The 24503-nt window shown below is 69.5% G+C and carries 24 protein-coding genes and 7 pseudogenes; 18 read left to right on the forward strand and 13 right to left on the reverse strand.

Annotated features, from left to right (window positions below; genetic code table 11):
* Positions 1–153: 153 nt before the first annotated feature.
* The 4 genes and pseudogenes from ACFRKB_RS09015 to ACFRKB_RS09025 form a co-directional block, all read right to left on the reverse strand.
* Positions 154–906, reverse strand: coding sequence for a methyltransferase (locus ACFRKB_RS09015; protein ID WP_383104526.1), 753 nt, complete (start codon positions 904–906; stop codon positions 154–156).
* A gap of 54 nt (positions 907–960) precedes the next feature.
* A pseudogene (locus ACFRKB_RS38930) lies at positions 961–1230 on the reverse strand (methyltransferase family protein); the annotation flags it as partial.
* A 7-nt stretch (positions 1231–1237) separates the two neighbouring features.
* Entirely contained in the window at positions 1238–2098 is an 861-nt protein-coding gene (locus tag ACFRKB_RS09020; RefSeq protein ID WP_383104528.1) for a P-loop NTPase family protein, read from the reverse strand.
* Positions 2079–2258 (reverse strand): annotated as a pseudogene (locus ACFRKB_RS09025) (carbamoyltransferase C-terminal domain-containing protein); the annotation flags it as partial. The pseudogene ACFRKB_RS09025 and the gene ACFRKB_RS09020, both read right to left, overlap by 20 nt.
* Positions 2259–2278: 20 nt before the next feature.
* On the opposite strand from ACFRKB_RS09025, the gene ACFRKB_RS09030 reads away from it, so the two are divergent.
* The gene (locus ACFRKB_RS09030) at positions 2279–3094 is read left to right on the forward strand and encodes an MFS transporter (protein ID WP_383104530.1); all 816 of its coding nucleotides are present in this window, start codon (positions 2279–2281) and stop codon (positions 3092–3094) included.
* Between the two features lie 2 nt (positions 3095–3096).
* A complete protein-coding gene (truD, locus tag ACFRKB_RS09035; RefSeq protein WP_383104531.1) occupies positions 3097–4155 on the forward strand; it encodes a tRNA pseudouridine(13) synthase TruD in 1059 nt (352 codons plus the stop codon).
* On the opposite strand, the gene ACFRKB_RS09040 is transcribed toward truD, so the two are convergent.
* Complete coding sequence (locus ACFRKB_RS09040) at positions 4083–4832, reverse strand: GrpB family protein (protein WP_383104533.1); 750 nt, start codon at positions 4830–4832, stop codon at positions 4083–4085. The genes truD and ACFRKB_RS09040 overlap by 73 nt on opposite strands.
* 644 nt (positions 4833–5476) lie before the next feature.
* Between ACFRKB_RS09040 and ACFRKB_RS09045 the strand changes: the two genes are divergently transcribed.
* The 5 genes and pseudogenes from ACFRKB_RS09045 (at position 5477) to ACFRKB_RS09065 (ending at position 10695) form a co-directional block, all read left to right on the forward strand.
* A complete protein-coding gene (locus ACFRKB_RS09045; protein ID WP_383104534.1) occupies positions 5477–6154 on the forward strand; it encodes a nucleoside/nucleotide kinase family protein in 678 nt (225 codons plus the stop codon).
* Positions 6155–6281: 127 nt separating this feature from the next.
* Positions 6282–6602 (forward strand): annotated as a pseudogene (locus tag ACFRKB_RS09050) (FAD/NAD(P)-binding protein); the annotation flags it as partial.
* Positions 6603–6636: 34 nt separating this feature from the next.
* Entirely contained in the window at positions 6637–8700 is a 2064-nt protein-coding gene (locus tag ACFRKB_RS09055; protein ID WP_383104535.1) for a hypothetical protein, read from the forward strand.
* 136 nt (positions 8701–8836) lie between these two features.
* Positions 8837–10039, forward strand: a complete 1203-nt coding sequence (locus tag ACFRKB_RS09060) for a cytochrome P450 family protein (protein ID WP_383104537.1) — start codon at positions 8837–8839, stop codon at positions 10037–10039.
* Between the two features lie 383 nt (positions 10040–10422).
* On the forward strand, positions 10423–10695 hold the full coding sequence (locus ACFRKB_RS09065) for a S1 RNA-binding domain-containing protein (protein WP_383104539.1): 273 nt from the start codon (positions 10423–10425) through the stop codon (positions 10693–10695).
* Positions 10696–10811: 116 nt separating this feature from the next.
* Here ACFRKB_RS09065 and ACFRKB_RS09070 read toward each other — a convergent pair whose 3' ends face one another.
* Both ACFRKB_RS09070 and ACFRKB_RS09075 read right to left on the reverse strand, forming a co-directional pair.
* Entirely contained in the window at positions 10812–11327 is a 516-nt protein-coding gene (locus ACFRKB_RS09070; RefSeq protein WP_383104541.1) for a hypothetical protein, read from the reverse strand.
* 79 nt (positions 11328–11406) lie between these two features.
* Positions 11407–11684 (reverse strand): annotated as a pseudogene (locus ACFRKB_RS09075) (transposase family protein); the annotation flags it as partial.
* Between the two features lie 41 nt (positions 11685–11725).
* On the opposite strand from ACFRKB_RS09075, the pseudogene ACFRKB_RS09080 reads away from it, so the two are divergent.
* A pseudogene (locus ACFRKB_RS09080) lies at positions 11726–11821 on the forward strand (DUF6086 family protein); the annotation flags it as partial.
* 114 nt (positions 11822–11935) lie between these two features.
* Here the strand turns inward: ACFRKB_RS09080 and ACFRKB_RS09085 are convergent.
* Complete coding sequence (locus ACFRKB_RS09085) at positions 11936–12856, reverse strand: oxidoreductase (RefSeq protein WP_383104543.1); 921 nt, start codon at positions 12854–12856, stop codon at positions 11936–11938.
* Between the two features lie 701 nt (positions 12857–13557).
* Entirely contained in the window at positions 13558–14190 is a 633-nt protein-coding gene (locus tag ACFRKB_RS09090; protein ID WP_383104545.1) for an SMI1/KNR4 family protein, read from the reverse strand.
* A 198-nt stretch (positions 14191–14388) separates the two neighbouring features.
* On the opposite strand from ACFRKB_RS09090, the gene ACFRKB_RS09095 reads away from it, so the two are divergent.
* The 3 genes from ACFRKB_RS09095 to ACFRKB_RS09105 all read left to right on the forward strand — a co-directional run bounded on the left by ACFRKB_RS09095 (position 14389) and on the right by ACFRKB_RS09105 (position 15836).
* Positions 14389–14877: a GNAT family N-acetyltransferase gene (locus ACFRKB_RS09095; protein WP_383104547.1), complete on the forward strand. Its 489-nt coding sequence runs from the start codon at positions 14389–14391 to the stop codon at positions 14875–14877.
* A 9-nt stretch (positions 14878–14886) separates the two neighbouring features.
* Positions 14887–15357, forward strand: coding sequence for a hypothetical protein (locus ACFRKB_RS09100; RefSeq protein WP_383104549.1), 471 nt, complete (start codon positions 14887–14889; stop codon positions 15355–15357).
* 188 nt (positions 15358–15545) lie between these two features.
* Positions 15546–15836: a hypothetical protein gene (locus tag ACFRKB_RS09105; protein ID WP_383104551.1), complete on the forward strand. Its 291-nt coding sequence runs from the start codon at positions 15546–15548 to the stop codon at positions 15834–15836.
* Positions 15837–15905: 69 nt separating this feature from the next.
* Here the strand turns inward: ACFRKB_RS09105 and ACFRKB_RS09110 are convergent, their stop codons facing one another.
* Positions 15906–16196, reverse strand: a complete 291-nt coding sequence (locus ACFRKB_RS09110) for a hypothetical protein (protein WP_383104552.1) — start codon at positions 16194–16196, stop codon at positions 15906–15908.
* A 106-nt stretch (positions 16197–16302) separates the two neighbouring features.
* On the opposite strand from ACFRKB_RS09110, the gene ACFRKB_RS09115 reads away from it, so the two are divergent.
* Positions 16303–16830: a GNAT family N-acetyltransferase gene (locus ACFRKB_RS09115; protein ID WP_383104554.1), complete on the forward strand. Its 528-nt coding sequence runs from the start codon at positions 16303–16305 to the stop codon at positions 16828–16830.
* Positions 16831–17050: 220 nt separating this feature from the next.
* Here ACFRKB_RS09115 and ACFRKB_RS09120 read toward each other — a convergent pair.
* The 3 genes and pseudogenes from ACFRKB_RS09120 to ACFRKB_RS09130 all read right to left on the reverse strand — a co-directional run bounded on the left by ACFRKB_RS09120 (position 17051) and on the right by ACFRKB_RS09130 (position 19078).
* Positions 17051–17137 (reverse strand): annotated as a pseudogene (locus ACFRKB_RS09120).
* A 92-nt stretch (positions 17138–17229) separates the two neighbouring features.
* Positions 17230–18429 (reverse strand): GDSL-type esterase/lipase family protein, encoded by a 1200-nt coding sequence (locus ACFRKB_RS09125; protein ID WP_383104556.1) that lies wholly within the window; start codon positions 18427–18429, stop codon positions 17230–17232.
* A gap of 79 nt (positions 18430–18508) precedes the next feature.
* Positions 18509–19078 carry a TetR/AcrR family transcriptional regulator gene (locus ACFRKB_RS09130; RefSeq protein ID WP_383104558.1) on the reverse strand — a complete coding sequence of 190 codons (570 nt, stop codon included), beginning with the start codon at positions 19076–19078 and terminating at the stop codon, positions 18509–18511.
* 131 nt (positions 19079–19209) lie between these two features.
* On the opposite strand from ACFRKB_RS09130, the pseudogene ACFRKB_RS09135 reads away from it, so the two are divergent.
* The 6 genes and pseudogenes from ACFRKB_RS09135 to ACFRKB_RS09160 form a co-directional block, all read left to right on the forward strand.
* A pseudogene (locus ACFRKB_RS09135) lies at positions 19210–19608 on the forward strand (helix-turn-helix transcriptional regulator); the annotation flags it as partial.
* Positions 19609–19819: 211 nt separating this feature from the next.
* The gene (locus tag ACFRKB_RS09140) at positions 19820–20851 is read left to right on the forward strand and encodes an iron-siderophore ABC transporter substrate-binding protein (RefSeq protein ID WP_383104560.1); all 1032 of its coding nucleotides are present in this window, start codon (positions 19820–19822) and stop codon (positions 20849–20851) included.
* Positions 20848–21891: a FecCD family ABC transporter permease gene (locus tag ACFRKB_RS09145; protein ID WP_383104561.1), complete on the forward strand. Its 1044-nt coding sequence runs from the start codon at positions 20848–20850 to the stop codon at positions 21889–21891. Before ACFRKB_RS09140 ends, ACFRKB_RS09145 begins: the two co-directional genes overlap by 4 nt.
* Complete coding sequence (locus tag ACFRKB_RS09150; RefSeq protein ID WP_383104563.1) at positions 21888–22940, forward strand: FecCD family ABC transporter permease; 1053 nt, start codon at positions 21888–21890, stop codon at positions 22938–22940. The genes ACFRKB_RS09145 and ACFRKB_RS09150 overlap by 4 nt, the downstream gene beginning before the upstream one ends.
* Entirely contained in the window at positions 22937–23788 is an 852-nt protein-coding gene (locus tag ACFRKB_RS09155) for an ABC transporter ATP-binding protein (RefSeq protein ID WP_383104565.1), read from the forward strand. The genes ACFRKB_RS09150 and ACFRKB_RS09155 overlap by 4 nt, the downstream gene beginning before the upstream one ends.
* A gap of 287 nt (positions 23789–24075) precedes the next feature.
* Complete coding sequence (locus ACFRKB_RS09160) at positions 24076–24381, forward strand: hypothetical protein (protein ID WP_383104567.1); 306 nt, start codon at positions 24076–24078, stop codon at positions 24379–24381.
* Positions 24382–24503: the final 122 nt, after the last annotated feature.

Here is a 24503-nt window from a genome sequence, read left to right on the forward strand (position 1 = left end):
GGCCGAGCGTCTTGCCCCTTGCGGTAGCAGGTGGAGCGAACTCGAAGCGGAGTACGAGCCGGGCGGAGTCAGGGAGGGGGCCGCGTTGTCCGAGGCTGGACGACGCACGTGGTGCCGGAACCAACTCACCGCCGGATCACCCGCACCGCCCCCTCACGGGGCGGTCCCCGCAAGACGGAACTCCATGACGGTGGCTCCCCCCGGCAGGCGGCCGGACGCGCGCAGGCCCAGCCCGGCCCGCCCGGCGAGCCGGGCGTAGTCCGCCACCGAACGCTTCCTGCCGCCCAGCAGGACGAGCATGCGCAGATCGTGCGAGGTCAGCCGACGGGTCTCGGCCACGTCCTCGGCGGTTTCCGGCGTACCGGGCGCAGGCTCGCGCGGGAGCACCCGCTCGGCGACCAGTACCCGGCCACCGTCGGGGACAGCCGCGGCGCAGGTGCGCAGGATCCGCACGGCACTCTCGTCGTCCCAGTCGGCGAGGACACGGGAGAGGAGATACGCGTCCGCACCGGCCGGGAGGTAGTCGAACATGTCGTGGACCTGCGCGTCCGCGCGATCGCCGAGGCCGTGCGTGGCGAGGTAGCGGCGTGCCTCGGTCACGGAACCTGCCTGGTCGGCCACGGTGCCGCGCAGATGCGGATGAGCCTGGAGAATCTCCCGGAGCAGGGCGCCGCTGCCTCCGCCGACGTCGATGACGTAGTGGACTCCTGACCAGCCGTAAGCGGTGCCGATTCCCCGGGTGGACTGGGAGACCTGGGCCATCAGCCGGTCGAACGAGGCGGTCCGCGCGGACGACGCGCCCAGGTCCGCCCAGAACGGGGCGCCGTGGACCTTCTCGTGGACGGGGGCTCCGGACCGGACCGCGTCCACCAGAGAGGGGAAGGTGGAGTCGAGCCGGCCGGCCACCTCGTCGGCGTCCAGCCACTGACGCAGATTGGCCGGGTGGTCCGCGAGGAGTTCCCGGGCCAGTCCGGTGAGCGCGTACGTGCCGGGTTCCGGCTCGGCGAAGATGTCGCGGCAGGTGAGGAAGCGCAGCAGTCTGGCGAGGGCCTGGGCGTCGGCGCCGGCCGCCTCGGCCAGCTCGGGCAGCCGGGTGTGTCCGGCGGCGATGTGGTCGGCGAGGCGGAGGGTGGCCGCCGCCCGTACGGCGAAGGGGGTGACGATGTCGGCGATCTCGGCGAGGCCGCGGGACGGCCCGGGAGGTCGGGACGACCCGGAGCCGAGGCGGATGCGGTGGTCATGTGCTCCTCCAGAGGGACGTCGCGGGAGCGGAGGCCGGGCAGGTGCAGGGGCTGATGGTGAGCGTTGGGGACGGGCCGCCCCGCTGAGGGGCTGCCGGCTGGGGGCGTGCCGACTGAGGGGTTGCCTGCTGACGGTCGCGCGGCTCAGGGCCGAGCAACAGTCCGCCGTCCACGGAGCCGGCGCCGCGCGTCTCCCCCGGCGCCGCCGACGGGCACGGGCCCGGCCCGCCGAGGTCGGCGAGCAGGGCCGCCGCCTGGCGCCGGGTGCGGCAGCGACGGACGGGGGTGCCGGTGCGCCCCAGCACACCATGGATGACGACCAGATCCCGGCGCCGGAAGAACAGCGCCTTGCGGAGCAGCGCGGTCACGCTGAGCACCGGGGGGTCGCCGGATTCCCGGAGCCCGCGCGGTACGTACTCCGGTCCGCGAGCCTCGCGCGGCCGGCGCCGTCCGCGCCCGCCGTCCGGCGGTGTCCCCCGAACGCCCTCCGGAGCGCGGGCCGAGCGCCGTAGCCGCAGACTGCGGCGCACCAGGGCCACCGCGCACAGGAGCGGATGACGGTCGAGGAGCACGACGAGATCGGCGGCGCGGACGCGGGGTTCGGTGCTGTCGGCGTAGTTGCCGTCGGCGATCCACCGCGGGAGGTCGCACAGGGCGCGGACACGGTGGGCCCATTCCTCCTCACCCGGCCGGGACCAGCCCGGGGACCAGTAGAGGTCGTCGAGGTGGTAGAGCGGCAGGGCGGTCGTGACGGCGAGCAGATGGCAGAAGGCGGTCTTGCCGCTGCCGGGGCTGCCGAGGACGACGACCCGCCGGAGCGGTCGCCCGTGCGGCGCGTCACAGGACGGGGATGCCATGGAGCTCCCCGAAGCGGTCCGCGTCCTCGGTGGTGTTGACCAGGGGCTCGCCCTTGATGTTGAGGCTGGTGTTGAGCAGCATCGGGCAGCCCGTCTCCTCGTGGAAACGCCGCAGCAGAGTGTGGAGGAACGGGTTCTGCCGCGCGTTGACGGTCTGAACCCGGCTGCTGAGCCCCGGCCGTGTCGCTGTCCGCCCTCCTCGTACTCCCCCTCGTCCAGAGACGGCAACGGCACCCGCTGGTGGACCCGTGGTTGTTCCGTGACCGGCGCCGCGCGATGGCGCTGCTGGCCGCCTTCCTGAGGGCGATGTCGTACTTCTCCGTCGTCCTGGTGATGTCCCTGTACCTCCAGACAGTTGAGCATCTGGACGTCCTGTCCGCCGGGTTCCAGGTCATGCTGATGTCCGTCGGAGCCATGCTCGCCTCGCCGGCGGCCGGACGGCTGGCCACCCGTCATCCGGCGCGGCTGCTGGCCAGCGCGGGCACGGCATTGTCCGCGCTGGGGATCGCGCTGCTGGTACTGGCCCTGTCGCTCGGGCCGCCGGCACCGGCCGGCCTCATCGGGCTGGGGCTGTTCCTGACCGGCGTCGGCGCCGGCCTGTTCGGAGTGCCGAACACCGGCGAACTGATGTCGCTGGTACCGGCGCACCGGCGCGGCATCGCCAACGGCGTACGGTCCATACTCCAGAACGCCGGTTATCTGATCAGTTCGGTCGTGGCCCTGGCGCTGGTCGCCGGTCACGGGACGTCCGGCCCCGGCGGGCCGGACGGCCTCGGCTCGCCGCTTCCCGCGGCGACCGGCGGCCCGGCCGCTCTCGTCGGGCACCATCGCATGGCGCTGCTGGTTCTGCTCGGCCTGTGTCTGGCCGCCACCGCGTCGTCACTGCTGCGTGGCGGCGCACACCGGCCCGTACCACCACCGGCCCTCACCACCCCACCATCTGCCCCGCACCGCCCCGGTCCGGGCGGATCAGGCGGGACGAAAGGAACGGAGTGACTGTGGAGCACCCCATTCTCAAGGCTCGCGACACCGACTTCGTGGTCCAGGAGAGCATGGTCCTGCCCGTACGGGACGACGAGGACGGCCCTTTCCAGTATCTGCGGCTGCGCAAGCGCGGATTCACCACCTTCGAGGCGGTCGAACGGATCGCCGCGGTCTGCGGTGTCCCCGCCTCCGATCTCTCGACGGCGGGGCTGAAGGACGAGGACGCCGTCACCGAGCAGCATCTCGCGTGCCGGGGCGGACTCTCGCCTGACGGCATAGCCGAGTTCAACCACCGCCATGCCTCCGGCGAACGCACCATGCGACTCTCCCACCACGGGTACGGTGACCGGGGCCTGCGCGTCGGGCATCTGGAGGGCAACGGCTTCCGGATCATCGTGCGCGGGCTGAGCGCCGGGTTCGTGAGGACGGTCGCCGCGCTCGGCGAGCGCGCCGGGGACCTGTTCTTCGTCAACTACTACGACACCCAGCGATTCGGTGTGGCGGGGGGTCCGAGGACCACCCACCAGATCGGCCGCGCCCTGCTGAAGAAGGACCACGGGACCGCGCTCGGCCTCGTCCGGGAGTCGAAGTCCCCGGAGGCGGAACGCGCCCGGCGCTTCACCGGACCGGCGTCCGGCTTCTTCGACCGGATCGACCCCCGGGTCCTGGCCTTCTACCTGTGCGCGCACGCCTCGTACGTCTGGAACAACCAACTGACCGCGCTTCTGCGGAAGATCAGCCGCCACCCGCTCGACGAGACCGTTCGTGAGGGCATCCCCTACGCCTTCGCCACTCACCGGGACGATGTGCTGGCCCTGCTCAGGGAGGCCACGGCGCTGCCCTACGAGCGCCACCGCTGGTCCGACGGGGAGATCCGCCGCACCCAGGGCCTGCGCCCGACGGTGGTGCAGACCCGGGTGCGGGTGGACCGTACGGGCGAGGACACCGTCACACCGGGCCGCTACGCCTGCGAACTCGCCCTCTTCCTGCCCTCCGGCTGCTACGCCACCAACGCGGTGGCGCAGTGGGTGGCCTGGACCGCTTCGTACGGTGGTGGGCCGGACCAGCCGTGAAGGGGCACGGCCGGACGGCGGGGGTCAACGGGGACCCCGAGGGCCGGGGCCCCGAGGTCAGACCCGGCGGGAGCCCGGCCTGCCGCCATCGTCGTGGACGGCCGCCAGCCCGTCTCCCGCGCCCAGGGTTCGGCGACGGCGACGACGAGATCGACGACGGGATCCTTGACATCGGCGTAGGTGGCGAGGTCGGGGACGGCCCCGGCGAGCACCTGTTTGAAGCGCGCGTAGGCCGGAACCGCCTCGGGGTGGGCGCGCAGCCAGTCGCGGAAGAGAAGAGCCAGCCGTTCGTTGGGCGAACCGGCCACCCGGACATGGAGGTTGACATCCGGTTCCTGGTGGCCGCGCCGGACCCACAGCCGCTTGGTCCAGCGCGCCGGATCGTCATCGCTGCCGGCCGGGACGTGATCCTGACGGTACGGCGCGAGCTCGAACCCCTGGCCGGCCAGCGGCCCGTCGAACGCGCCCTGCGCCTCCTGGAGATCGCGGACGCTGACCTGTACGTCGAACACGGGCTTGGCCGCCATGCCGGGAACCGAGGTACTGCCGATGTGTTCGACGTGCAGCGCGAGCGGTGCGAGCAGTTCGTGCAGTCTGTCGGTGAGCGCCTTGCCGCGGGTGGCCCAGGCAGGGTCCGAGTCGGCCACGAGAAGGTCGGGAGAGATGTCCTTGGGCACCGGACGATTCTGGACGAGCCGTTGCGAAGTCCCGCTGGCGACCGCCTTCCGAGGCCCCCGACGAGGCTTCGTCCGGACTGTCGAGGCAAACAAGTGAGGCTCCATCGCTCACGTGTGACGAGCAGTCAGGAGCGCTCCCCCAACCCGCCGTCCGGGCGTGGCAAGCGACATCTCCCGCAGCCGCACACCGTTGCTGACCTGCGAGAACAGCGCTGGATAACGCTTGCGTCCACCCTGATCCAACATGTCGACACACTTGCTTCACGAAACGGTTCACGAACGTCCACAACTGTGATCGCCGGACGAACGCGATTAGATTCCACGACGACCTGGGAGGGCTCTCCGCTCATCGAGTCATCGATCAGCCGGCGGACGACGACGTCGCCGCTTCCGCGGCCGGTAACCGGTGGTCGACGCGCCCCCCATCAGACGACATGGCCTTGAGAACGGATTGTCAGACACATGCCCCGTCACGGCTTACCCCGCCGCAGTGCGTCCTCGCCCCTGGCGCCGACGACGCTCACCGCTGAGCCGGCCGTCGCCGACCGCGCCACCGGATACGGGGACATGCGCTACGTGGCTCTCCTATCCCGCGAGTTCGAGCGCGTCAGCAGCACCGCCGTGTGTCTCCGGGGCGGTGCCGCGTGATCGTCTCACTGGTGGGCTCCGACGGCGCCGGCAAGTCGACCGTTTCCCGGCTCGCCGCCGAGCGGCTGTTCGCGGCCGGTACGAGGGTCGAGCGGGTGGACCGTTGGGACATCATCGACAACCCCGGCTACCCGACGACCCTGTTCATGGGACCCGACGTACACCACACCCGGCACTGTGTCGCGGAGATGCCGAGCACGTCCCGCTTCCTCTTCTTGATCTGGTCCATCTCCCATGCGCTCCTGGGCCGTTCGCCGGAGGCGGTTCGGCCCGACGCGATCACGCTGCTCGACGGGTACTGGATGAAACACGCCGCCAGCGAGATCGTCTACGGCCTGGACAGCGCCTGGGTCGAAGGTGTCATCTCCGGCCTCCCCCGGTCCGAACAGGTCATCTACCTGCGGCTCGACCCCAAGCACGCCTGGGAGCGGAAGGCCGGGCGTGATGTCGTCCCGTACGAGTGCGGGATGGACCCGGAGTGCTCGCAGGACAGATTTCTGACCCACCAGAACCGCATACCCACTGTGCTCGACCACTGGTCCGAGCGGTTCGGATGGCTGACCGTCGATGCCGGGGAACCTCTCGACGATGTGGTCGACCGGGTCGTCTCCACCGTGCCCCGGCTGTCCACACCGGCGGGGCGCGGAGGCCTCCTGTCCCGGTCGTCGCCTTGACAGCGTCGGCGTCGCGGGCTTCCTCGCTCCCCACTGCGGCCGAGTGGTCGCCACGTACGCCGGCCTGAACGTCTGACCGGGGCGATCCGGGATGCCCCCACTCACTCTGCTCAAGGAGACCCACCGTATGCGTGCCAACCGACTCGCCATCGTGGGCGGCGGCCCCAGTTGCACCTATGTGCTGGACCGACTCGCCGCTACGGCGAAGGCGGCCGCGGGGCCGGTGCCCCTCGACATCCATATCTTCGACCGAGCAGGGCAGTTCGGCGCCGGTCAGGTCCACAGTCCCGGCCAGCCGGCCACCAGCGTCCTCAACCGGATCGCCGGGCAAGTGGCGTTCGCGGCCGACGAGAGCGTCGTGGGCGCCGGACCGCTGTTGCCACGGGAGGACCGCCCCACTCTGCACGAATGGTGTCGCGCCAGGTACGAGGAGACCGGCGACCCCGTCTTCGACCTGGCCGCAGAGGACTCGCCGAAACGTTATGGCGGGCGGCAGACTCGGGGTGCTCTGCGGCGACGGCGAGCGCGTCATCGACGCCGACCATGTGCTCATGCTGACCGGGCACTCCTCCAGCGACCCGGCTCGATACCCGCGGCAGGCCGAGTGGTCCCGGTTCGCCGAGCGCCACCAGGCTGCCTTCGTCCCCTCCGTCTATCCGTTGGAGAACGCCTTCGCGCCCGGCCAGGCCGGTCCCGGCAGCACCGTCGGCTGTGCCGGTATGGGTCTCACCGGCATCGATGTCATCCTGCACCTGACCGAGGGCAGGGGCGGGGTCTTCACGGAGCAGCCGGACGGCACCCTCGCGTACCGGGCGTCCGGCCGGGAACCCGACTCCATCGTCATGTTCAGCCGTTCCGGATTGTTCACCTTCACCCGCCCGTTCAACGCCAAGGAGCGCGACACCGGGAAACTCGAACACCGGGGCGTCTTCCTCACCGAGGACGCGGTCCACCGGCTGCGCCGGACCGCGGGCCGGCCCGTCACGATCGGCGACCGCGAGCAGCGCCAGCTCGACTTCCGTGATCATGTCTTCCCGGTGATGACGCTGGAAATGGCGCAGGTGTACTACACCACCTTGCTGGGTGAGGACTTCGGCCGCCGCCTCGAAAGGGCGGCCCGGCCCGAGTACGAGACCTTCCTCGCCGACGGCGGCGGTGGCGCCGCGTCCGACACATCCGTACAGCGCCTCCTCGCCCCGCTGGAGGTCCTCGTCGACCAAGCCGCGGAGACGCTCGACGCGGTCCTGTCCGGGGAGTTGAGACTCACCGACGCCAAGGAGCGCGACTGGGACGTGGAAGGGGCGCTGCACCGTGTCCTGGAGGTGATCTTCGGCCCCGAGCAGGCCGTTGCCGTCGCCGCGTGGTCCGACGACCCCGTGGGATTCGCGGCAGCCGTGGCAGCCGCGGAGTCCCCGTGGCTCCACCCGAAGAGCATCGCCGGCCAGCGCTTCTCCTGGGAGCGATTGATCCGTCCGATCGAGCGCGGTTCCTTCGCCACGCCCGGGGAGTACCGGGCGGCGATGCTCGACTTCCTCGACCTGGACCGCCGCTGGGCCGTCCAGGGCAATCTGTCCAACCCGGCGAAGGCGACGGCCGACGGCGTCTGGCGCGACCTGCGGCACGTCATAGCCGTCGCGGTCGACTTCGGCGGACTGCGTGCCGCGTCGCACCGTGACTTCCTCGACGTTTTCATGCGCCACCTGAACCGGCTGTGCAACGGATCCGCGCTTGAGGTCATGGAGAAGATCCGCGCCCTGATCCGGCACGGCCTCGTCGACGTATCGGCCGGCCCGCAGGCCTCCGTGGCGCCGGACGAGGAGAGCGGGCGCTTCGTGGTGCGCGGCGGCGTCACGGGCGCCGTGCTCCCCGTCGACATCCTGGTCGACTCCCGCGTCCATCCCTTCGACGCCGCGAACGACGTCCTTCCGCTCTACCCGAATCTGCTGAGGCGCGGACTCGTCCGTACGTGGCTCAACCCCGGTGTCGACGCACCGGACTTCGCCCCCGGCGGCCTCGACCTGACCGAGGACTTCCACCCTGTGCGCGGCGACGGCGAGGTGGAGAGGCGGCTCACGATGCTCGGCTGGCCGAGCGAGGGCGTCATGTTCTTCCAGTACGGCGCGCTGCGCCCGAACCAGAACCACCACATCATGCGGGACATCCTGTGCTGGATGCGGGAGTTCTGGGGGCAGGACGACACCGCGGACGAATCCGGGAAACCGCTCATGGGAGACACCATCTGGCCTCGCGTGGAACAATTGCGGCGCTGGCTGGACGCGAACGCCAACCCGGAACTGACGGGGGATGTACGGCTGTGGCGCGTACTGAAGATCAGCGAGGAAGTCGGCGAGGTCGCCGAGGCGATGCACGGCGCGACAGGGGCCAATCCGCGCAAGGGCGCATCGCACACCTGGGACGATGTCCACAAGGAGCTGTGCGATGTCGTCGTGGCGAGCATGATCGCGCTCGCCACGTGCGCTCCGGACCCAGCGAAGCTGCTCGACGAACGGCTGCGGCACCTTGTCCACCGCGTGACAGCATCCTGAATCGCCAGGTGGCGGCTCCGCCCCGGGCCGCGCAGACGGTATGTCGCGCGTCCGGGGTCCGCAACGCGCGGCCCGGCACACATCCTCACCGACGACATCACCTCACCTTCGAGCCGACGAGGAATCAATCACGCCCATGTCCGGCACCCGGCCCCCCGTGCTCCTCGACGAGTCCTTCCAGGCTGATCCCCACGCCTCGTACGCCGCCCTGCGCCGCACAGCCGCATCCCTGCGGGCTCTTGCCCCGGACGGAGCGCCGGTCTGGCTGGTCACCAGCTACCAGGACGTACGCGCGTCGGCAGCGGACCCGGGGCTCTCTGTCAACAAGGACCACGCGCGGACCGCCGGCCGCCACGGTGACTCGATGCCGCCCGAGTTGGACGCGCACCTGCTCAACACCGACCCCCCTGCCCACACCCGGCTCCGCCATCTGGTCAACAGCGCGTTCACTCAACGGCGAACCGAGCGGCTCAGGAAGTCCGTTCAGACAGCCACTGACCACCTGCTGGACCAACTGGCCGCACGCGGCGGCCACGCCGACATCGTGACCGACCTGGCCATGCCTCTGTCACTCACGGTGATCAGCGACCTGCTGGGCATCCCGGAGAACGACCGCCCGGATTTCCGCGGCTGGACAGACACACTGCTCAGCCCGGCACCCGACGCCGCCGTGCAGTCACGTAAAGCCATGAGGGAGATGCACCGTTTCCTCGCCGGACTCATCGACCGCAAACGCGACGCTCCCGGCGACGACCTGCTGTCCGCGCTCATCAACGAACACACCCACCAAGACGGCCCCCGCCTGAGCAGCGCCGAACTGGTGGCCATGGCCTTCCTGCTCCTCTTCGGCGGCTACCACAACTCCGCCGCCCTGATCTCCACCACCGTACTGGCCCTCCTCTCCCACCCGGCTCACCTCGCCGCTGTGCGCGGCGGAAAGCTGGCCATGGACCGGGTCACGGAAGAGGCGCTGCGCTGGAACTCCCCGGCGATGCTGGCCGTCCGGCGGTTCGCCACCCAGGACATGCGGATCGGCGACGCGTCCGTCTGCAAGGGGGAACGTGTCTGGCTGGCCTGGGCCTCGGCCAATCGCGATCCAGACCGGTTCGCCGCAGCCGAGACCTTCGACCCCGGGCGCGACCCTCGTGGGCACCTCGCCTTCGGCCACGGCCCCCACTACTGCCCTGGTGCGTCCCTCGCCCGCCTGGAGAACGAGATCGCTGTGACCAGTCTGGTGTGCCGGTTTCCAAAGCTGTCGCTGGCCGGCCCTGTCAGCAAGTTGCAGTGGACTACATCACTGCGCAACAGGAGCCTGCGCGCATTGCCTGTCTCCATGTGACATGACACCAACAGCAGTGTCCTCAGCGGCGCCACGGAGGAACTGGGTCTCCAGTCCGGGCGGGTCGACGGCACGCCGCGTGATCCGGTGACCAGGTAGGGCGTCCGTGCAGGTGACCACCTGTACGTCCGGTCGGTCGAGGGCACGGCGGCTCTGTGGTATTGCGGAACCCAGTCCTGCTTACTCCCGCGCGGGCATTCGCCGCTGGGCGAAGAAGAACGAGGTCGTACTGTGCTTCTCCCCGGCGTACTCGCCGCCCAGCGCAATAAACACGCTCGCATCCGCGGCGAGAAGGGCATCCGCTGGGGACGACGCCTCCTCAAGACCGCAGTGTGACCACACCTCCCGGCCAGGGCACAGCCCATCATGAAAGACTGGGCAGCATGGGCGAACCGTCTCAAAACCCGGAGCTCTGGGCGTTCCTGGAATCACTGCATTGCGGCGAGATCCTTTCCGGCACCGTCACAGCGATCGAACGGTTCGGGGTGTTCGTGGCTCTGGACGACGGCCCCCTACGAGAGCCCACAGGGACGTCCGTGGACGCTCGGCCGGATGTCGTCCAGGTCGGCGAGGAGGTCACGGTCGTCGTCGTAGTCGACCGAGAGCGACGCAGGCTGGTCCTCTCCCGACGACAGGTCTCATCCGACCGCCGGTAACTCCTCTGTCCTCCCCATGACACGGTTCCGTGTGCGGGCTTGGACAGCGCCCGTAGTCGACACGAGACGTCCCCCGGGCGGTCCGTCAGGCACCCCGATCCTGAGCACGGACTCGCTCAGCGTGCTGCGACATGCACGGTGAAACGGACTTCGGTGGAGCCGAGTGTCTCGGTCACCTGCCAGCAGCCGGGCTCGGGGAAGTCGATGGCCGTCGGCCACCACTGCCGGTCGCCGTCGCCGGTGGCAAATCCACCGGTACTGCCGCGCGCGGTGCCGGATCGGTTCAGGCGTTCGGCCTCGACACGCGGGGCGCCCTTCTGGTCAGTCACCCGCCCCTGAGCGTCGAGCGTTATCGACGCGTACTTCGCGCGGTACCTCGCTTCGCGTTCGTCCGTGTGATCCAGGAGGCGGGGTTTGGCCACCCACAGGTCATCAGTGCCGTACCACTCGCTCTTCTTGTCGAAGTCATCCACGGCGGCGGGTAGGGAGTCGGGAGGGACCGGCGCGGTGTCGGGGCAGGCCACGTTCGTCGTGTCAGAAGTGTCCGGCCAACTTGCCGAGGACGATGGCGAATCCGGCTGGGGTGAGGTCGACGTCGAGCAGCCGACGGCCAGCAGCACCAACGGGCCCACCCAGGATGCTGCTCCTCGTGCGTTCCACCTTCGCATACGCCTCAGTCTTCCACGGCTGTGAGTTCCTGCGGGTGCGTCTTCACCTTGTGATGGAGCTGGTGTGGTGCAGGGTGAGGACGGCGTGGACGAGGTTGGTGATGCGGGTCGTCGGGCAGCGGATCTTGCGCAGGAGCCGCCAGGTCTTCAGGGGTGCCATGGCCTGCTCGGCGAAGGCTCGGATCTTTGCGTGGGATCGGTTCGCCGCTTGCTGGCCTGCGGAGAGCGTCTCCCGTGGACCGCACCGGGCAACGCGGTTGATGCTCACAGCAGTCGACCGAACGGGTCTGCCAGGACCTGCACGTTCATCCCGTACTTGCGCCATTGGACGGGTTCCACAGGCTCTCGTTGTCAACGCTCGTCTGGCGCGGCACCGAAGAGCGAACCACGCCATATTCCTCGCACTCTCCGAGGGCTTCACCGCCACCGTTCCCGTTCTTGCCGAGCGCGCCGGAATCAGGGTCGATTGGCCACGGCTCGAAGCCACCCCGGAAGGCCCGTTCGAAGACGTGCAGGTTTCCGCCGTCTTAGGGATGTCCGCCCCGGTCGACGGCGGAGCCTGGGGTGTGGGACTACGTGACAGGGCACGGGGGAGTCAGTGCCTCCAGGCGGTCCAGGTCGGCCTGGGACAGGCGCAGCGCGCCGGCGGCGATGTTCTCTGCCAGGTGGGCGGGGTCGGAGGTGCCCGGGATCGCCAGCACGTTCGGCCCGCGATGCAGCGTCCAGGCCAGTCGAACCTGCGCGGGTGTCGCGCCCTGTGCGCGCGCAACCTCATGAAGCGGGTCGTCGTCGCGGCTGGCGTCGGCGGGTGCCTCGCGTCGCTGGCCCGAGATCGCGAAGAACGGCACGAAGGCGATGTCCTGCCGGCGGCAGCTGTCCAACAGACCGTTGGCGTCCGCGAGTCGCCGGTCCAGGCCATATGCGTTCTGCACGCAGACCACGGGCGCGATGGTCTGGGCCTCGGCGAGATGTTCGGGCGTGACATCGGACAAGCCCAGGTGGCGGATAAGCCCGGCCTCCCGCAGCTCAGCCAACGCGCCGAAGTGCTCGGCGATCGACACGCCGCCGGTCCAGCGCAGGTTGACGACGTCGAGGTGGTCCCGGCCGAGCTGACGCAGGTTCTCCTCAACCTGCCCGCGCAGTTGCTCCGGCCCGGCCATGGGCAGCCATTCACCTGATGGATCTCGGCCCGGTCCGACCTTGGTGACGATGACCAGATCGTCGGGGTACGGCGCCAACGCCCGGTTGATCAATTCGTTGGCGGAGCGCAATGGTGAGAAGTAGAACGCGGCGGTATCGATGTGGTTCACACCCTGCTCGACCGCGCTCCGTAGAATCCCGACCGCGAGTTCGCGGTCGATCGGGGCGCCGTCGGAATTCCCTCTCATCCCGTTACCGGTCAGCCGCATCGCGCCGAACCCGAGCCGGTTCACCTCCAGATCGCCGAGCTTCCAGGTGCCCGCAGCCGCCGCGGTGACTGTCGCTGATTCCACCGTGCCCCACTCCCATGTTGATTGTCGATCGCCTAGCACTGGTTCTTGCCCTCCGGTCGGCCGTTACGGCCACCACCGGGTTCGATCCGGGAGTATGGGGTGGCGACCGCCACGGTGAGAAGACGTACACGGTCGGCGAAAGGTCACACTGAGGTCGGGAACTCGACGCCATGACAAAACCGTTGAAGGAGACGTTGGGACCGGTTTCTTGGCCGAGGTTCTCGACGGGCCGGTGATCTGTCACCCTGGCGCCTGGTACTACACATTGGTCCCGCCAGGACCTGCGAGACGTGGCATTCGGCGGAAGCGCTGGTCCGTGGCCGGGGCCCTGGCTCGGCATCCCCCGAACCGACCGCACGAAACCCACACCGGTCACACCATACTGGGCCGTCTCGGTAAAGCAGACCGGGAAGCTGTGCACTCCCGAGGCGGCGGCCCGGTTGCTCCGGTCGGCCGGACGCGACTCGAAGGTACAGTCTGGTGACCGTGACCTGCACAAGACGCCTGCCTCGACTGGCTGACGGGACACCCCGTGCTCCCGCGCGGCGGCCGTCGTCCTCGACGCGGTACGGATGCACCCGCGGCTTGTCCACGCCGCGGCGTCCGGCAGCTGGCGAGTCAACATCTGTCACGGTGAGATCGCAGTCCAGTCCAGCGGCTCAACCTCCGCCCTTGCCCCTCGGCCCAGTCACCCGTGGCTCTCACGATTCGTCATGGAAGCTCCTGTACTCGCCATTCATCAGGTCCCAGAAGGATTGGTAGCGGACGGCGCCGGGCAGCCAGTGGGCGAGATACCAGGCTTCCCACTCCCCATCTGCGGTGACCACGCAGGGGTTGAGAAGGTACACATCAGTGGCATTCGGGGTGTGACTGATCTTCAGGGTGTGTGGCAGGTATTCGGGGCGGAGTGAGGTCGGGTCCTGGGGCTCGTCGTAGAGGAAGTACTCCTCGTCACCCACTTGAATCCCTGCGTCCCTGTATCCGTCCATCCAGCCGGAAACGAGTTGCGGGTCAAGGTCCCGGGTCCATCCAACCTCCTCGAACGGCAGGATCCGTTCGATGTCATGGGTTGTGTTGAGCCAGCCGTTGCTGGTCAGCAGGAACTGCCGGTAACTCGTCGGCAGAGCCGTGCCCAGGCGCTGTTCGAGCGCGTCGAGTTCCTCGCTGGTGGCTCCGGCGGCACCCAGCCATCGAGCCCTGCGCACTTCCTCGGAGAACGGCTCCGCCCGCTCCTGTTCATGCAGCACGGGGTCGAGCCACTCGTCACTCCACTGCTGCAACAAAGCCTGCCATGCGTAGCAGCGTCCACTGTCCTGACCTGGTGCGTTTCCCATGGCGGAAGAGTAAGGGCAAGCACTGACACACCCGTTCGGACTGCTGTGGCGGACCGGGTTCGAGCTTGTCCCTTTGTGGCCAGGGGAACGGCGAGGGCCGACGTGTCTCCAGGGAATCCGCTGGGGGAAGACTCCTACCCAGCGCAGCCTGAGCCCGTCACCGGCGCCAACACCCGGACCGTTTATAGGCTCGGGCGTATGCCGATTACCATCCGACCGGCAGCTGAGACCGACCTGCACGCACTGCTGGCGCTTTACGCAGAGCTGAACCCAGACGACGCGCCGTTGCCGGCAGAGTCCGCGAGAAGCATCTGGGCGGCTGTTCGCCATCAGCAAGGCCGGACCGTGCTGGTCGCGGACCTGGACGGCACACCGGTCGGCACCGCGGACTGCGTGGTCCTGCCGAACCTAACTCGCGGCGGACGTTCAATCCTGGTCGTGGAGAATGTCGTGGTCGCCAACACCCATCGTCGGCGCGGTGTCGGCCGGCAATTGATGGACGCCACCGCGCGGCTCGCCGGGTCCACCGGCTGCTACAAGATCCAGCTCCTGGCAGCCGACGGACAGGAAGCGCACACGTTCTACCGAGCCTGCGGCTTCCGGCCACTTGCCCAGGGATTTCGCCGCTACCTCGACCGAGACCAGCCCGCCTCTCAACCCGCTGAACCATCCCGGTCAGTGCACTAGATTGAGCGAGTGTTCGAACGAGTGAGTGCTGAAGAGGCCGCGTCCCTGGAGTCGCTCGCCTGGAAGGTCCGCAACGAGCTGGCCGCCGCGGGCCTGCCCGTGTTCGCGTCGGGGCTCATGCCCGTCCTGGCCGGCGGCGCCGAGGTGGACATCGACGAGGGAGCCGACGCGGCGGGCGGCGTATTCGTGGCCTGGCAGGCGAGCCCTCGCCTGCGGGACTGCGCGGTCCGCGCGTTCGGACTGAAGCAACTGGACGACCCGGTCCTGTGGCATTCCAGCGCGGTCAGGGCCGCGATGATGCAGGCGATGGCCGCGATCCTTGCCTCGGCGGGCTTCAGCATCGAGGACGCGCGCGACGAATATCGCCCGCAGCAGCTGAGGGTCCTCGCCTCACCGCCGTCCGGGCAGCGGCCAGTGTGGCTGCATCGCGACGACGATCTGGCCATGCCCGGCTGGTCGCACGACGATCCCGCTCTCTGAACCCAGGGTCGGATCACGGCGTCGTGAACCCGTACCAGGCGCAGGTACCCGGCCGCAGGCTGCGGGGCTCACTGGGGCGGACCGGACCGGCTCGGCCGGGCTCGCCCTGGTGGTGGTCCATCCTGGAACAGATCCGTCTACGGCCCGGATTGTGGTTGCCCGGCGGCTCACTCCACCACTTGCAGAGCATGCTCATCGGCTACGAGGCGGCGCTCGGCGTACATGCGATCGACGAACCCTTCGACCTCGCGCCCGGAGGCGCTTTCACCAACTGGCTTCACGAGCAACGCGGGATCGCCAGCTCCCTCAACTGGGCCGCTGAGATCGAACGCACCACGCCTGACGGCGAGTCGCCGATTGAGGAGTTCTTCCGGCTGCTGGACAACTACCGGCGTGAGACAAGGAGCGCATCGACGTCGAGGGCCGGAAAAGCTGATCCTCCCGGAATCGAGTTCATGCAGAACACGTTCGTGGCCTGATCCTTTCCTTCACCGACTACGACCGGTTTGCCGTCGCGTGCCCCGAGGCTGCTCAGAGCGTCCTTGACATCATCGCCAGGCAGGCCCGCCACGCCCCGCCCGTCCTCCTGTGAGCACCTGACACAGCCCCTCGGACCGACATGGGAAGCGATCACTGCCGATGTGGGAATCGATCTCCACCCCTCGGCAACCCTGCTGGTCAGCCGCCAGCAGCTCTGCGACCCCCTCCGCCGACAGCGGCGAAAGCGACAGTTCCTCCGCCAGCGGCTCCGACTCGGGCGTCGCCTGCACCCGCATCAGCCCCAAGACCACCGACAACAACTCCGGCACAGAGTTCGAGAACGTCATCATCGCCACCACCGAGGACGACCGGACTCGATCCTCCGGCGGGCGTAGGTGCGGCGGCGCCGGCACCCCTCGCATAGGCTGGTCGTCTCATCCCACGCACCGCGACGAGGATCAGCCCATGCGCAGCGGCACCAGGATCCGCCTGATCGAGCCCACCGACGCCGCCCCGATAGCCGCGCATCGGGTGCGGGACTTCGAGGCTTTCCGGGCGTGGGAACCGGCCCAGCCGGCCGACTTCTTCACCCCGGAGGGCCAGGCGGAGCGGATCGACAAGCTGCTGGCCGGCTATCGGGCCGGCTCGGTCTGGCCGGGCGTGGTGCTCGCCGACGACCAGGTGATCGGGCAGGTCACCGTCGGAGGCATCGTGCCGCAGCCGCACCTGCGCCGCGGCTCCCTCGGATACTGGATCGCCAGCGTCGCCCAGAATCAGGGGCACGCCGGGCACGCCGTCGGGCTTGTACTGCGGGTGATGACGGACGAACTCGGATTGCACCGCGCCGAGGCGTCCACCAATCTGGAGAATCTGCCGTCGCAGCGGGTACTGCGCCGCAACGGGTTCAGCCCGTACGGTGTCGCGCACTCCTCGATCTTTCTGGACGGGAGCTGGCGGGACGCGCTGCTGTGGGAGCGGGTCCTCGGCGACTGACCTGAGTCGGAGATTCGTCGTTGGTTCGGTATGAGTCGTCCCGGGCCGAAGACCTTCCCCCGCCGTTGTCTGTGACCGATGCCCGACGAGCTGTGTTGGGGGGCCGGCTGCGTCGCCGCATCACGCACGGAGGTGTCGCGTCGGCTTCCGCGCCTCGCCTCCCCGCATGCCCGCGGCCCGGCCGCCGGCCTCATCGGGCGGCGGCCGGGCCGTCGTTGTGCGGAGAGGGCAGAATTCGAACCTGCGAGGGCTTTCACCCGATCCGGGTTTCCCCAGAACCCCGTTGGGCCGCTTCGGGTACCTCTCCCCACCTCCGGGGCGGGGTCTCCCCCGTTCCCTTCGGTACTGATGATTCTGCCGAACCGGCCTGAGATTTCGCTGACATGATGCTGAGATGCCTCAGGCGGCGCCGCGGTCCGCGAAGGGTCCGGGGGACGCGAAGACCAGTCGGGCGAAGCGCTCACCGATGAGGTGGTGGGTGGCGGCGTCCGGGTGGAGTTGGTCGGGCAGCGGCAACTCGGCGGCGTCGGCCTCGCCGTAGAGGTCGCGGCCGTCCAGGTAGTGCAGGTTCGGGTCCTCGGCCGCCCGCTGCCGCACGACGCGGGCCAGTTCGTCCCGGATGACGGTGAGCGTCAGCTTCCCGGCGGCCCGTTCCTCGGGGTCGCCCGTGGCCCGGAACCGGAGCTTCCCCTCGCTGAGGGCGCTGAAGTCCGGCGCGCTGGGGCCCGGGGTGTCCTCATGGATGGGGCACAGGATGGACGAGACGACCAGCAGCGGCGCGGCGGGGTGGCCTTCTCTGATGGTGTCGAGGAAGCCGTGGACGGCGGGTGTGAAGGCGCGCAGGCGCATCAGGTCGCTGTTGACCAGGTTGATACCGATCTTGACGCTGATGAAGTCGGCCGGGGTGTCCCGCAGGGCGCGCGCGGTGAACGGGTCCAGCAGGGCGCTGCCGCCCAGACCCAGATTGATCAGCTCCACACCGCCGAGGGAGGAGGCCAGCGCCGGCCACGTCGTGGTGGGGCTCGCGGCGTCGGAGCCGTGGCTGATCGAACTGCCGTGGTGCAGCCATACCTTGCGGCCCCGGTCCGGTGCGGGCTCGACTGGCGCGTCGGTGCGCAGGGCGACGAGTTCGGTGGTCTCGTTGTGCGGCAACCAGATCTCGATGTCCTTGATGCCGCCGGACAGGCCGTCGAAGCGGAGGGTACCGACGGGGCCGGGCCGGTGCTCGGCGGTCCCCGTGGCCATGTCGATGGTCAGGGTGCTGCCGCCGGTCACACTGGCCCGGCCGGCCGGGCGGCCGTCGACCAGCAGGTCGTAGGCGCCGTCGGGGCGGGGCGGGGCGCCCACGTAGACCCGCTTGGTGGGCAGCACGTCCAGTTCTATGACGGTGGCGCCGGTACGGAAGGCCAGGCGGACGCCGGAGGGCTGGGACTCGACCATGTCGAGCTGTGCGTCGGAGTACTGGGCGCGGGCCCGCGCGGGCAGCCGGTGCGGCAGTACGCCATGCGCGGTGTGTTCCAGGTCGAGGGCACCGCGCAGGATGTCCGCGGTGATGGGCGTGCTGATGGACGGGGTGATCCCGGTGTGTTCTGTGGTCATTTCTCCGCCTGTTGATCCGGTGGTCCGAGGGGTGTCCGACGAGTGCGTCCGCGGCCCGTGGCTGCCGTGACGGGCGGGTTCATGGTGCGGGCCAGTTCCGGAGCAGGGCGTCGAGCGCGTCCAGTACCCGTGACCAGGATTCCCCCGAGTCGGGGGCGCTGTGGCTGAAGCCTCCGGCCATCTCCAGGCTGACGTAGCCGTGGAAGACGCTGCCCAGCAGCCGGACCGCGTGGGTCTGGTCCGGCTCCGTCAGGTCGTAGCCGCGCAGGATCGCCCGCGTCATCTGCGCGTGTCTGCCGCCGGCGCTGGCGGCCGCCGTCTCCGGGTCGAGCCTGAGCCGCGCCGCTTCGTAGCGGCCGGGATGCTCCCGGGCATAGTCGCGGTAGGCGTTCGCGAAGGCCGCCAAGGCGTCCTTGCCCGCCCGTCCCGCCAGGGCGGCGGCGACCCGGTCGGCGAGTTCCGCCAGGGCCAGCAGAGCGATCCGGGTCTTGAGGTCCTGGGAGTTCTTCAGGTGCGAGTACAGACTCGCGTCCTTGACACCGAACCGCCGGGCGAGCGCCGAGACGGTCACTTTCTCGAAACCGACCTGGTCGGCCAGTTCCGCGCCGGCCAGTGTCAGACGTTCCGCTGTCAGCCCAGCTCTCACCATGACCATCCCTCCATAAGCCTGAATCGATTATGCGACTACCTAGGCTCTCTAGGCAAATGGCATTGCCTGCTAGGGAGCCGTCGCGCATCCGACCGCCGTTTAGGGTGAGGGAATGCGACGGCGATCCCGCTCTCCCCGACCACTCGCGGGCGGCCACCGAGGTGCTGGTGCTCGACGTGCTCGCACCGTCGCCGCGCGAACTGCTCCTGCACGTACCCACGTCCGCCCTGCTGCGCCCGGTCGCCGAGGCGGTACGCGACGATCCGGGTGACCCACGGACGCTCGCGGACTGGGCGTCCGCGCTCGGCGTGAGCCCCCGCACGATCACCCGCGCGTTCAATGCCGAGACGGGCATGAGCTTCGCACGCTGGGTGGCGGCGGTCCGCGCGCAGCACGCGATCGCCCTGCTCACCCGGGGCTGGGACGTCGAGGCCGTCGCGGAGCAGGTGGGCTACCGGTCGGCGAGCGCGTTCGGCGCGGCCTTCCGGCGCACGACCGGGCTCACCCCGGGAATCTTCCGGGCGCGCTGAGCGTCCGGCGCCGACGACGCCGGACGCGTGTCCCGATCGCTACAACAGGTGTCTCATATGGTCGATTGCGACACAGGACGACCTCTTCTAAAGTACAAAGGCAAGCCTTACCTAACCGACTTGCGTACGGTGCACCACTCCACGACGGCATCCCGGGCCCCGGGCGTGCGAGGACCGGCACCCCTGGTATCCGGAAGTGGAGTAAGAATCGATGCGTTCACATCGCCTGCGCCTGCTCACCCTGGCGGCCGCCCTGCTGGGACTCGCGGCCTGCGGTGGTCCGCCCGCCGCCGAGGACGGGGCCGAGAAGAGCCCTTCGGGCGCCTTCCCCCTGACGGTCGAGCACGCCCTCGGCACGACGACCATCCCGTCGAAGCCGAAGCGCGTCGCCACGGTGAACTGGGCCAATCACGAGGTGCCGCTGGCGCTCGGCGTCGTACCCGTCGGCATGGCGGCGGCGAACTTCGGCGATGACGACGGCGACGGGGTCCTGCCCTGGGTCGAGAAGCGGCTCGACGAACTCCACGCCGATACGCCGGTGCTGTTCAACGAGACCGACGGGATCGACTTCGAGGCCGTGGCCGACACGAAGCCGGATGTGATCCTGGCCGCCTACTCGGGTCTGACGAAGCAGGACTTCGAGACACTGAGCGGCATCGCCCCCGTGGTGGCGTATCCGGACGCCGCCTGGGCGACGCCGTGGCGCGAGATCATCCGGACGAACAGCAAGGCGATCGGACTCGCCGACGAGGGCGAGAAACTGATCACCGATCTTGAGGCGGACATCGAGAAGACCGTCGCGAAGTACCCCCAGATCAAGGGGAAGTCGGCGATGTTCATGACGCATGTCGACCCCAACGACGTCAGCGAGGTCGGCTTCTACACGGCACACGACACACGGACGCTCTTCTTCGAGGACCTCGGGCTGAAGATCCCGGACAGCATCGCGAAAGCCTCCAAGGGCACGGACAAGTTCGCCCTGACGCAGAGCGCCGAACAGATCGACGTGTTCGACGACGTCGACATCATCACCGGCTACGGCGATGAGAAGGGCGATCTGATCAAGACGCTCAAGAAGGACCCCCTGCTGTCGAAGATCCCCGCCGTCGAGCGCGACTCGACGTACCTCCTGCCCGGCAGCTCCCCCCTGGGAACCGCGGCGAACCCGACACCTCTGTCGATCTCGTGGGTGCTCGACGACTACGTCGCGGCGCTCGCGGAGGCCGCGGACAAGGTCAAGTGACGACGGCCGGCACCCGACGCCTGCCGGACGCCGCCGTGGTGCGGCGTCCGGCGCGCGTCCGGACGCTGTGGTTCCTGGTCGCGATTCCGGCGCTGGCCGTGATCATGATGGCTTCCATCGCCCTGGGCTCACGGGATGTCGCCTGGTCCGATGTCTGGGCGGCGCTCGGGGGCGCGGACGCGACCCTGGAGCAGGCGGCGGCCACCAAGCGGATACCCCGTACGGTGCTCGCGGCCGTGATCGGTGCGGCGCTCGGCCTGGCCGGCGGCGTCATGCAGGGCGTGACCCGCAACGCGCTGGCCGACCCGGGCATCCTGGGCGTGAACATGGGGGCGTCGCTCGCCGTTGTCGCGGGGGTCGCGTTCTTCGGGCTCACCTCGCCGGCCGGCTATGTCTGGGTCGCGATGGGAGGTGCCGCGCTCTCGGCCGTGTTCGTGTACACGGTCGGGACGATCGGGCGCGGAGGTGCCACGCCCCTCAAACTCGCGCTGGCCGGCGCCGCCACATCGGCCGCGTTCGCCTCACTCGTCAGCGCCGTCGTCCTGCCTCGCAACGACATCGCCGGAAGCTTCCGGCTCTGGCAGATCGGCGGCGTGGGCGGAGCGTCCTTCGACCGGATCGCGCAGGTGTTGCCCTTTCTCGTCGTGGGTTTCGCCATCTGCCTGCTGTCGGCGCGCGCGCTGAACTCGCTCGCGCTGGGCGACGAGCTGGCGGCCGGACTCGGCGAACGCGTCGCCGTGGCACGGGCCATGGCCGCGCTCGGCGCCGTCGTGCTGTGCGGCGCGTCGACCGCGGTGGCCGGGCCGATCGGATTCGTCGGTCTCGTCGTTCCGCACACCTGTCGACTGCTGGTCGGCGTGGACCACCGCTGGCTGCTGCCGTACTCGGTGCTGCTGGGCGCGGCGCTGCTCACCGCCGCCGATGTGGTCGGCCGGGTTGTGGCGCGCCCCGCGGAGATCGACGTGGGGATCGTGACGGCTCTGATCGGCGCCCCGTTCTTCATCTACATCGTCCGCCGGCAGAAGGTGCGTGCCCTGTGAGCGCCCATGTCCTCACCCGGCCGGCGACCCGCGACGACCTCGCCCGGGGCCGGAGGCGCCGGGTGTCCCGGCGACGCCTCGTCGTCCTGGTGCTGGCCGTGCTGGTCGTCGGCGTGTTCGCCGTGACCCTGATGGCCGGGCAGACGTTCTACCCGCCCGGCGACGTGGTCCGGGTGATCCTCGGCGAGCAGGTGCCGGGGGCGTCCTTCACGGTCGGGCGGCTGCGGCTGCCGCGGGCGGTCCTCGCCGTGACCACGGGGTTCAGCTTCGGTCTGGCCGGTGTCACCTTCCAGACCATGCTCCGCAACCCGCTCGCCAGCCCGGACATCATCGGCATCAGCTCCGGCGCGAGCGCCGCGGCGGCCATCGCGATCGTCACACTGTCCCTCGGTGAGACCGCGGTGTCGGCCCTCGCGATCGTCGCCGCTCTCGCCGTGGCGATGCTGGTGTACGCCCTGGCGTTCAGGGACGGAGTCGTCGGGACCCGGCTCATTCTGATCGGCATCGGGATCTCCGCGATGCTCGACAGCGTCATCTCCTACGTCCTGTCCCAGGCCGCCGAGTGGGACCTCCAAGAGGCGACGCGCTGGCTGACCGGCAGTCTCAACGGGACGACGTGGGAACAGACCGTCCCCACCCTCGCGGCCCTGGCCGTGCTCTGTCCCGTACTGCTGTCACGGTCGCGCAGCCTCTCCGCGATGCGGCTCGGCGACGACACCGCCTCCGCCCTCGGGGTGCGTGTCGAACGCACTCGCGTCACCGTGATCATCGCCGCCGTCGGCCTGATCGCCTTCGCGACGGCGGCGGCCGGGCCCATCGCGTTCGTGGCGTTCCTCTCCGGCCCCATCGCGGCCAGGATCGCCGGGCCGGGTGGTTCCCCGCTGATACCCGCCGGACTCGTCGGCTCCCTCCTCGTACTCAGCGCCGACTTCACCGGCCAGTTCGCCTTCGACTCCCGTTATCCGGTCGGCGTGGTCACCGGCATTCTCGGCGCGCCCTATCTCGTCTATCTGATCATCCGTACCAACCGGGCCGGAGGCTCGCTGTGACCACGCCCCACTCGCTGTCGGCCGAGCGCCTCACCCTCGGCTACGGCGACCGCACCGTCATCGAGTCCCTCGACCTCGTCGTCCCGCCCAACGGGATCACGGCGATCGTCGGCGCCAACGCCTGTGGAAAGTCGACGCTTCTGCGCTCGATGTCCCGTCTGCTCGCGCCCCGCGAGGGCCGCGTCGTCCTGGACGGCAAAGAAGTCCACCGTCTGCCCGCGAAAGAACTGGCGCGCACTCTCGGGCTGTTGCCGCAGTCACCGGTCGCCCCCGAGGGCATCACCGTCGCCGACCTCGTCGGCCGAGGGCGCCATCCGCATCAGGGTGTCTTCTCCCGCTGGAACGAGAAGGACGACGACGCCGTGGCATCGGCGCTGGAAGCCACGCGGACGATGACGCTCGCCGACCGGTCCATGGACGAGCTGTCCGGGGGCCAGCGCCAGCGCGTGTGGATCGCGATGGCCCTCGCGCAGCAGACCGACCTGTTGCTGCTCGACGAGCCGACCACGTTCCTCGACGCCAGCCATCAGATCGAGGTGCTCGACCTGTTGACCGACCTGAACCACACCCGCGGCACCACCATCGTCATGGTCCTGCACGATCTCAACCTCGCCGCCCGCTACGCGGACCATCTCATCGCCCTCGCGAACGGACGGCTCCACGCGGCCGGTTCCCCGGCCGAGGTGCTGACGGAGGAGAACGTCCGCGTCGCGTTCGGTCTCGACAGCCACATCATCGAGGACCCTGTCTCGGGCAGCCCCCTGATGCTTCCGATCGGCCGACACCACACCAGGCCGCCGGTCAGCACACCGCCGGAACCCGGGCCCGTACCGAACGCGCACCGCTGACCCGCCCCGCGGTGTCACTCCTCCGGGGCGCGGCCGCCGACGGCCGGGGCGTCAGCAGATCTTGCCCGCACCAGTGAGAGAGCATTTACGGGACAGCCCTTGGCCCCGGAGGCGCGCTCCCATCAGCCAATTCAAGGACTGTCCAAGGTTTCCCCGAGGCCGGCCGAGCACAGTGATGTCCATCCCGGTGCATCGCTCAAGCAGAGGCCCTGCCAGTCGGTGGCAACACTGCACTGAGATGCATCAAGGCTCGAATTGCTGATCTTCACTCACAGGAGGAACAGAGAATGGCTGGACGAATGGCCAAGGTCATGGCCGCCGGGGCGGCGACCGTCGCGATGAGTGGCGCACTGCTGGTAGGCACCGGCAGCGCACCCGCCTACGCCGCCGTGTCAGGCTGCAGTTGGTCCAAGTCAGATCACGTGGCCACCGGCGGCTGCAGCAGCGTCACCAATGGCAGCAAATGGCGCCTCGGAGTGATCTGCAGTGGCACGTACAACTGGTCCCCGGCGCAGTACCGACCCGGAACGGTGACCGCGCGTTGCCCCGTCGGCATCATCTCCCACGTCTGGATCGACCGCGACAACTTCTAGTGCCACGACCGGCACAGCGACGGGGGTCGGCCCGGATCGGGCCGACCCCATTGCACCCTCATGTTCGCGCGTGCCTCTCCTGGCACGGTGGGCCCCCGTCGCGGGTCATTGTCCGGGGCGGG

This window comes from Streptomyces scopuliridis (assembly GCF_042790125.1).
In the GTDB taxonomy this organism is placed as follows: domain Bacteria; phylum Actinomycetota; class Actinomycetes; order Streptomycetales; family Streptomycetaceae; genus Streptomyces; species Streptomyces scopuliridis_A.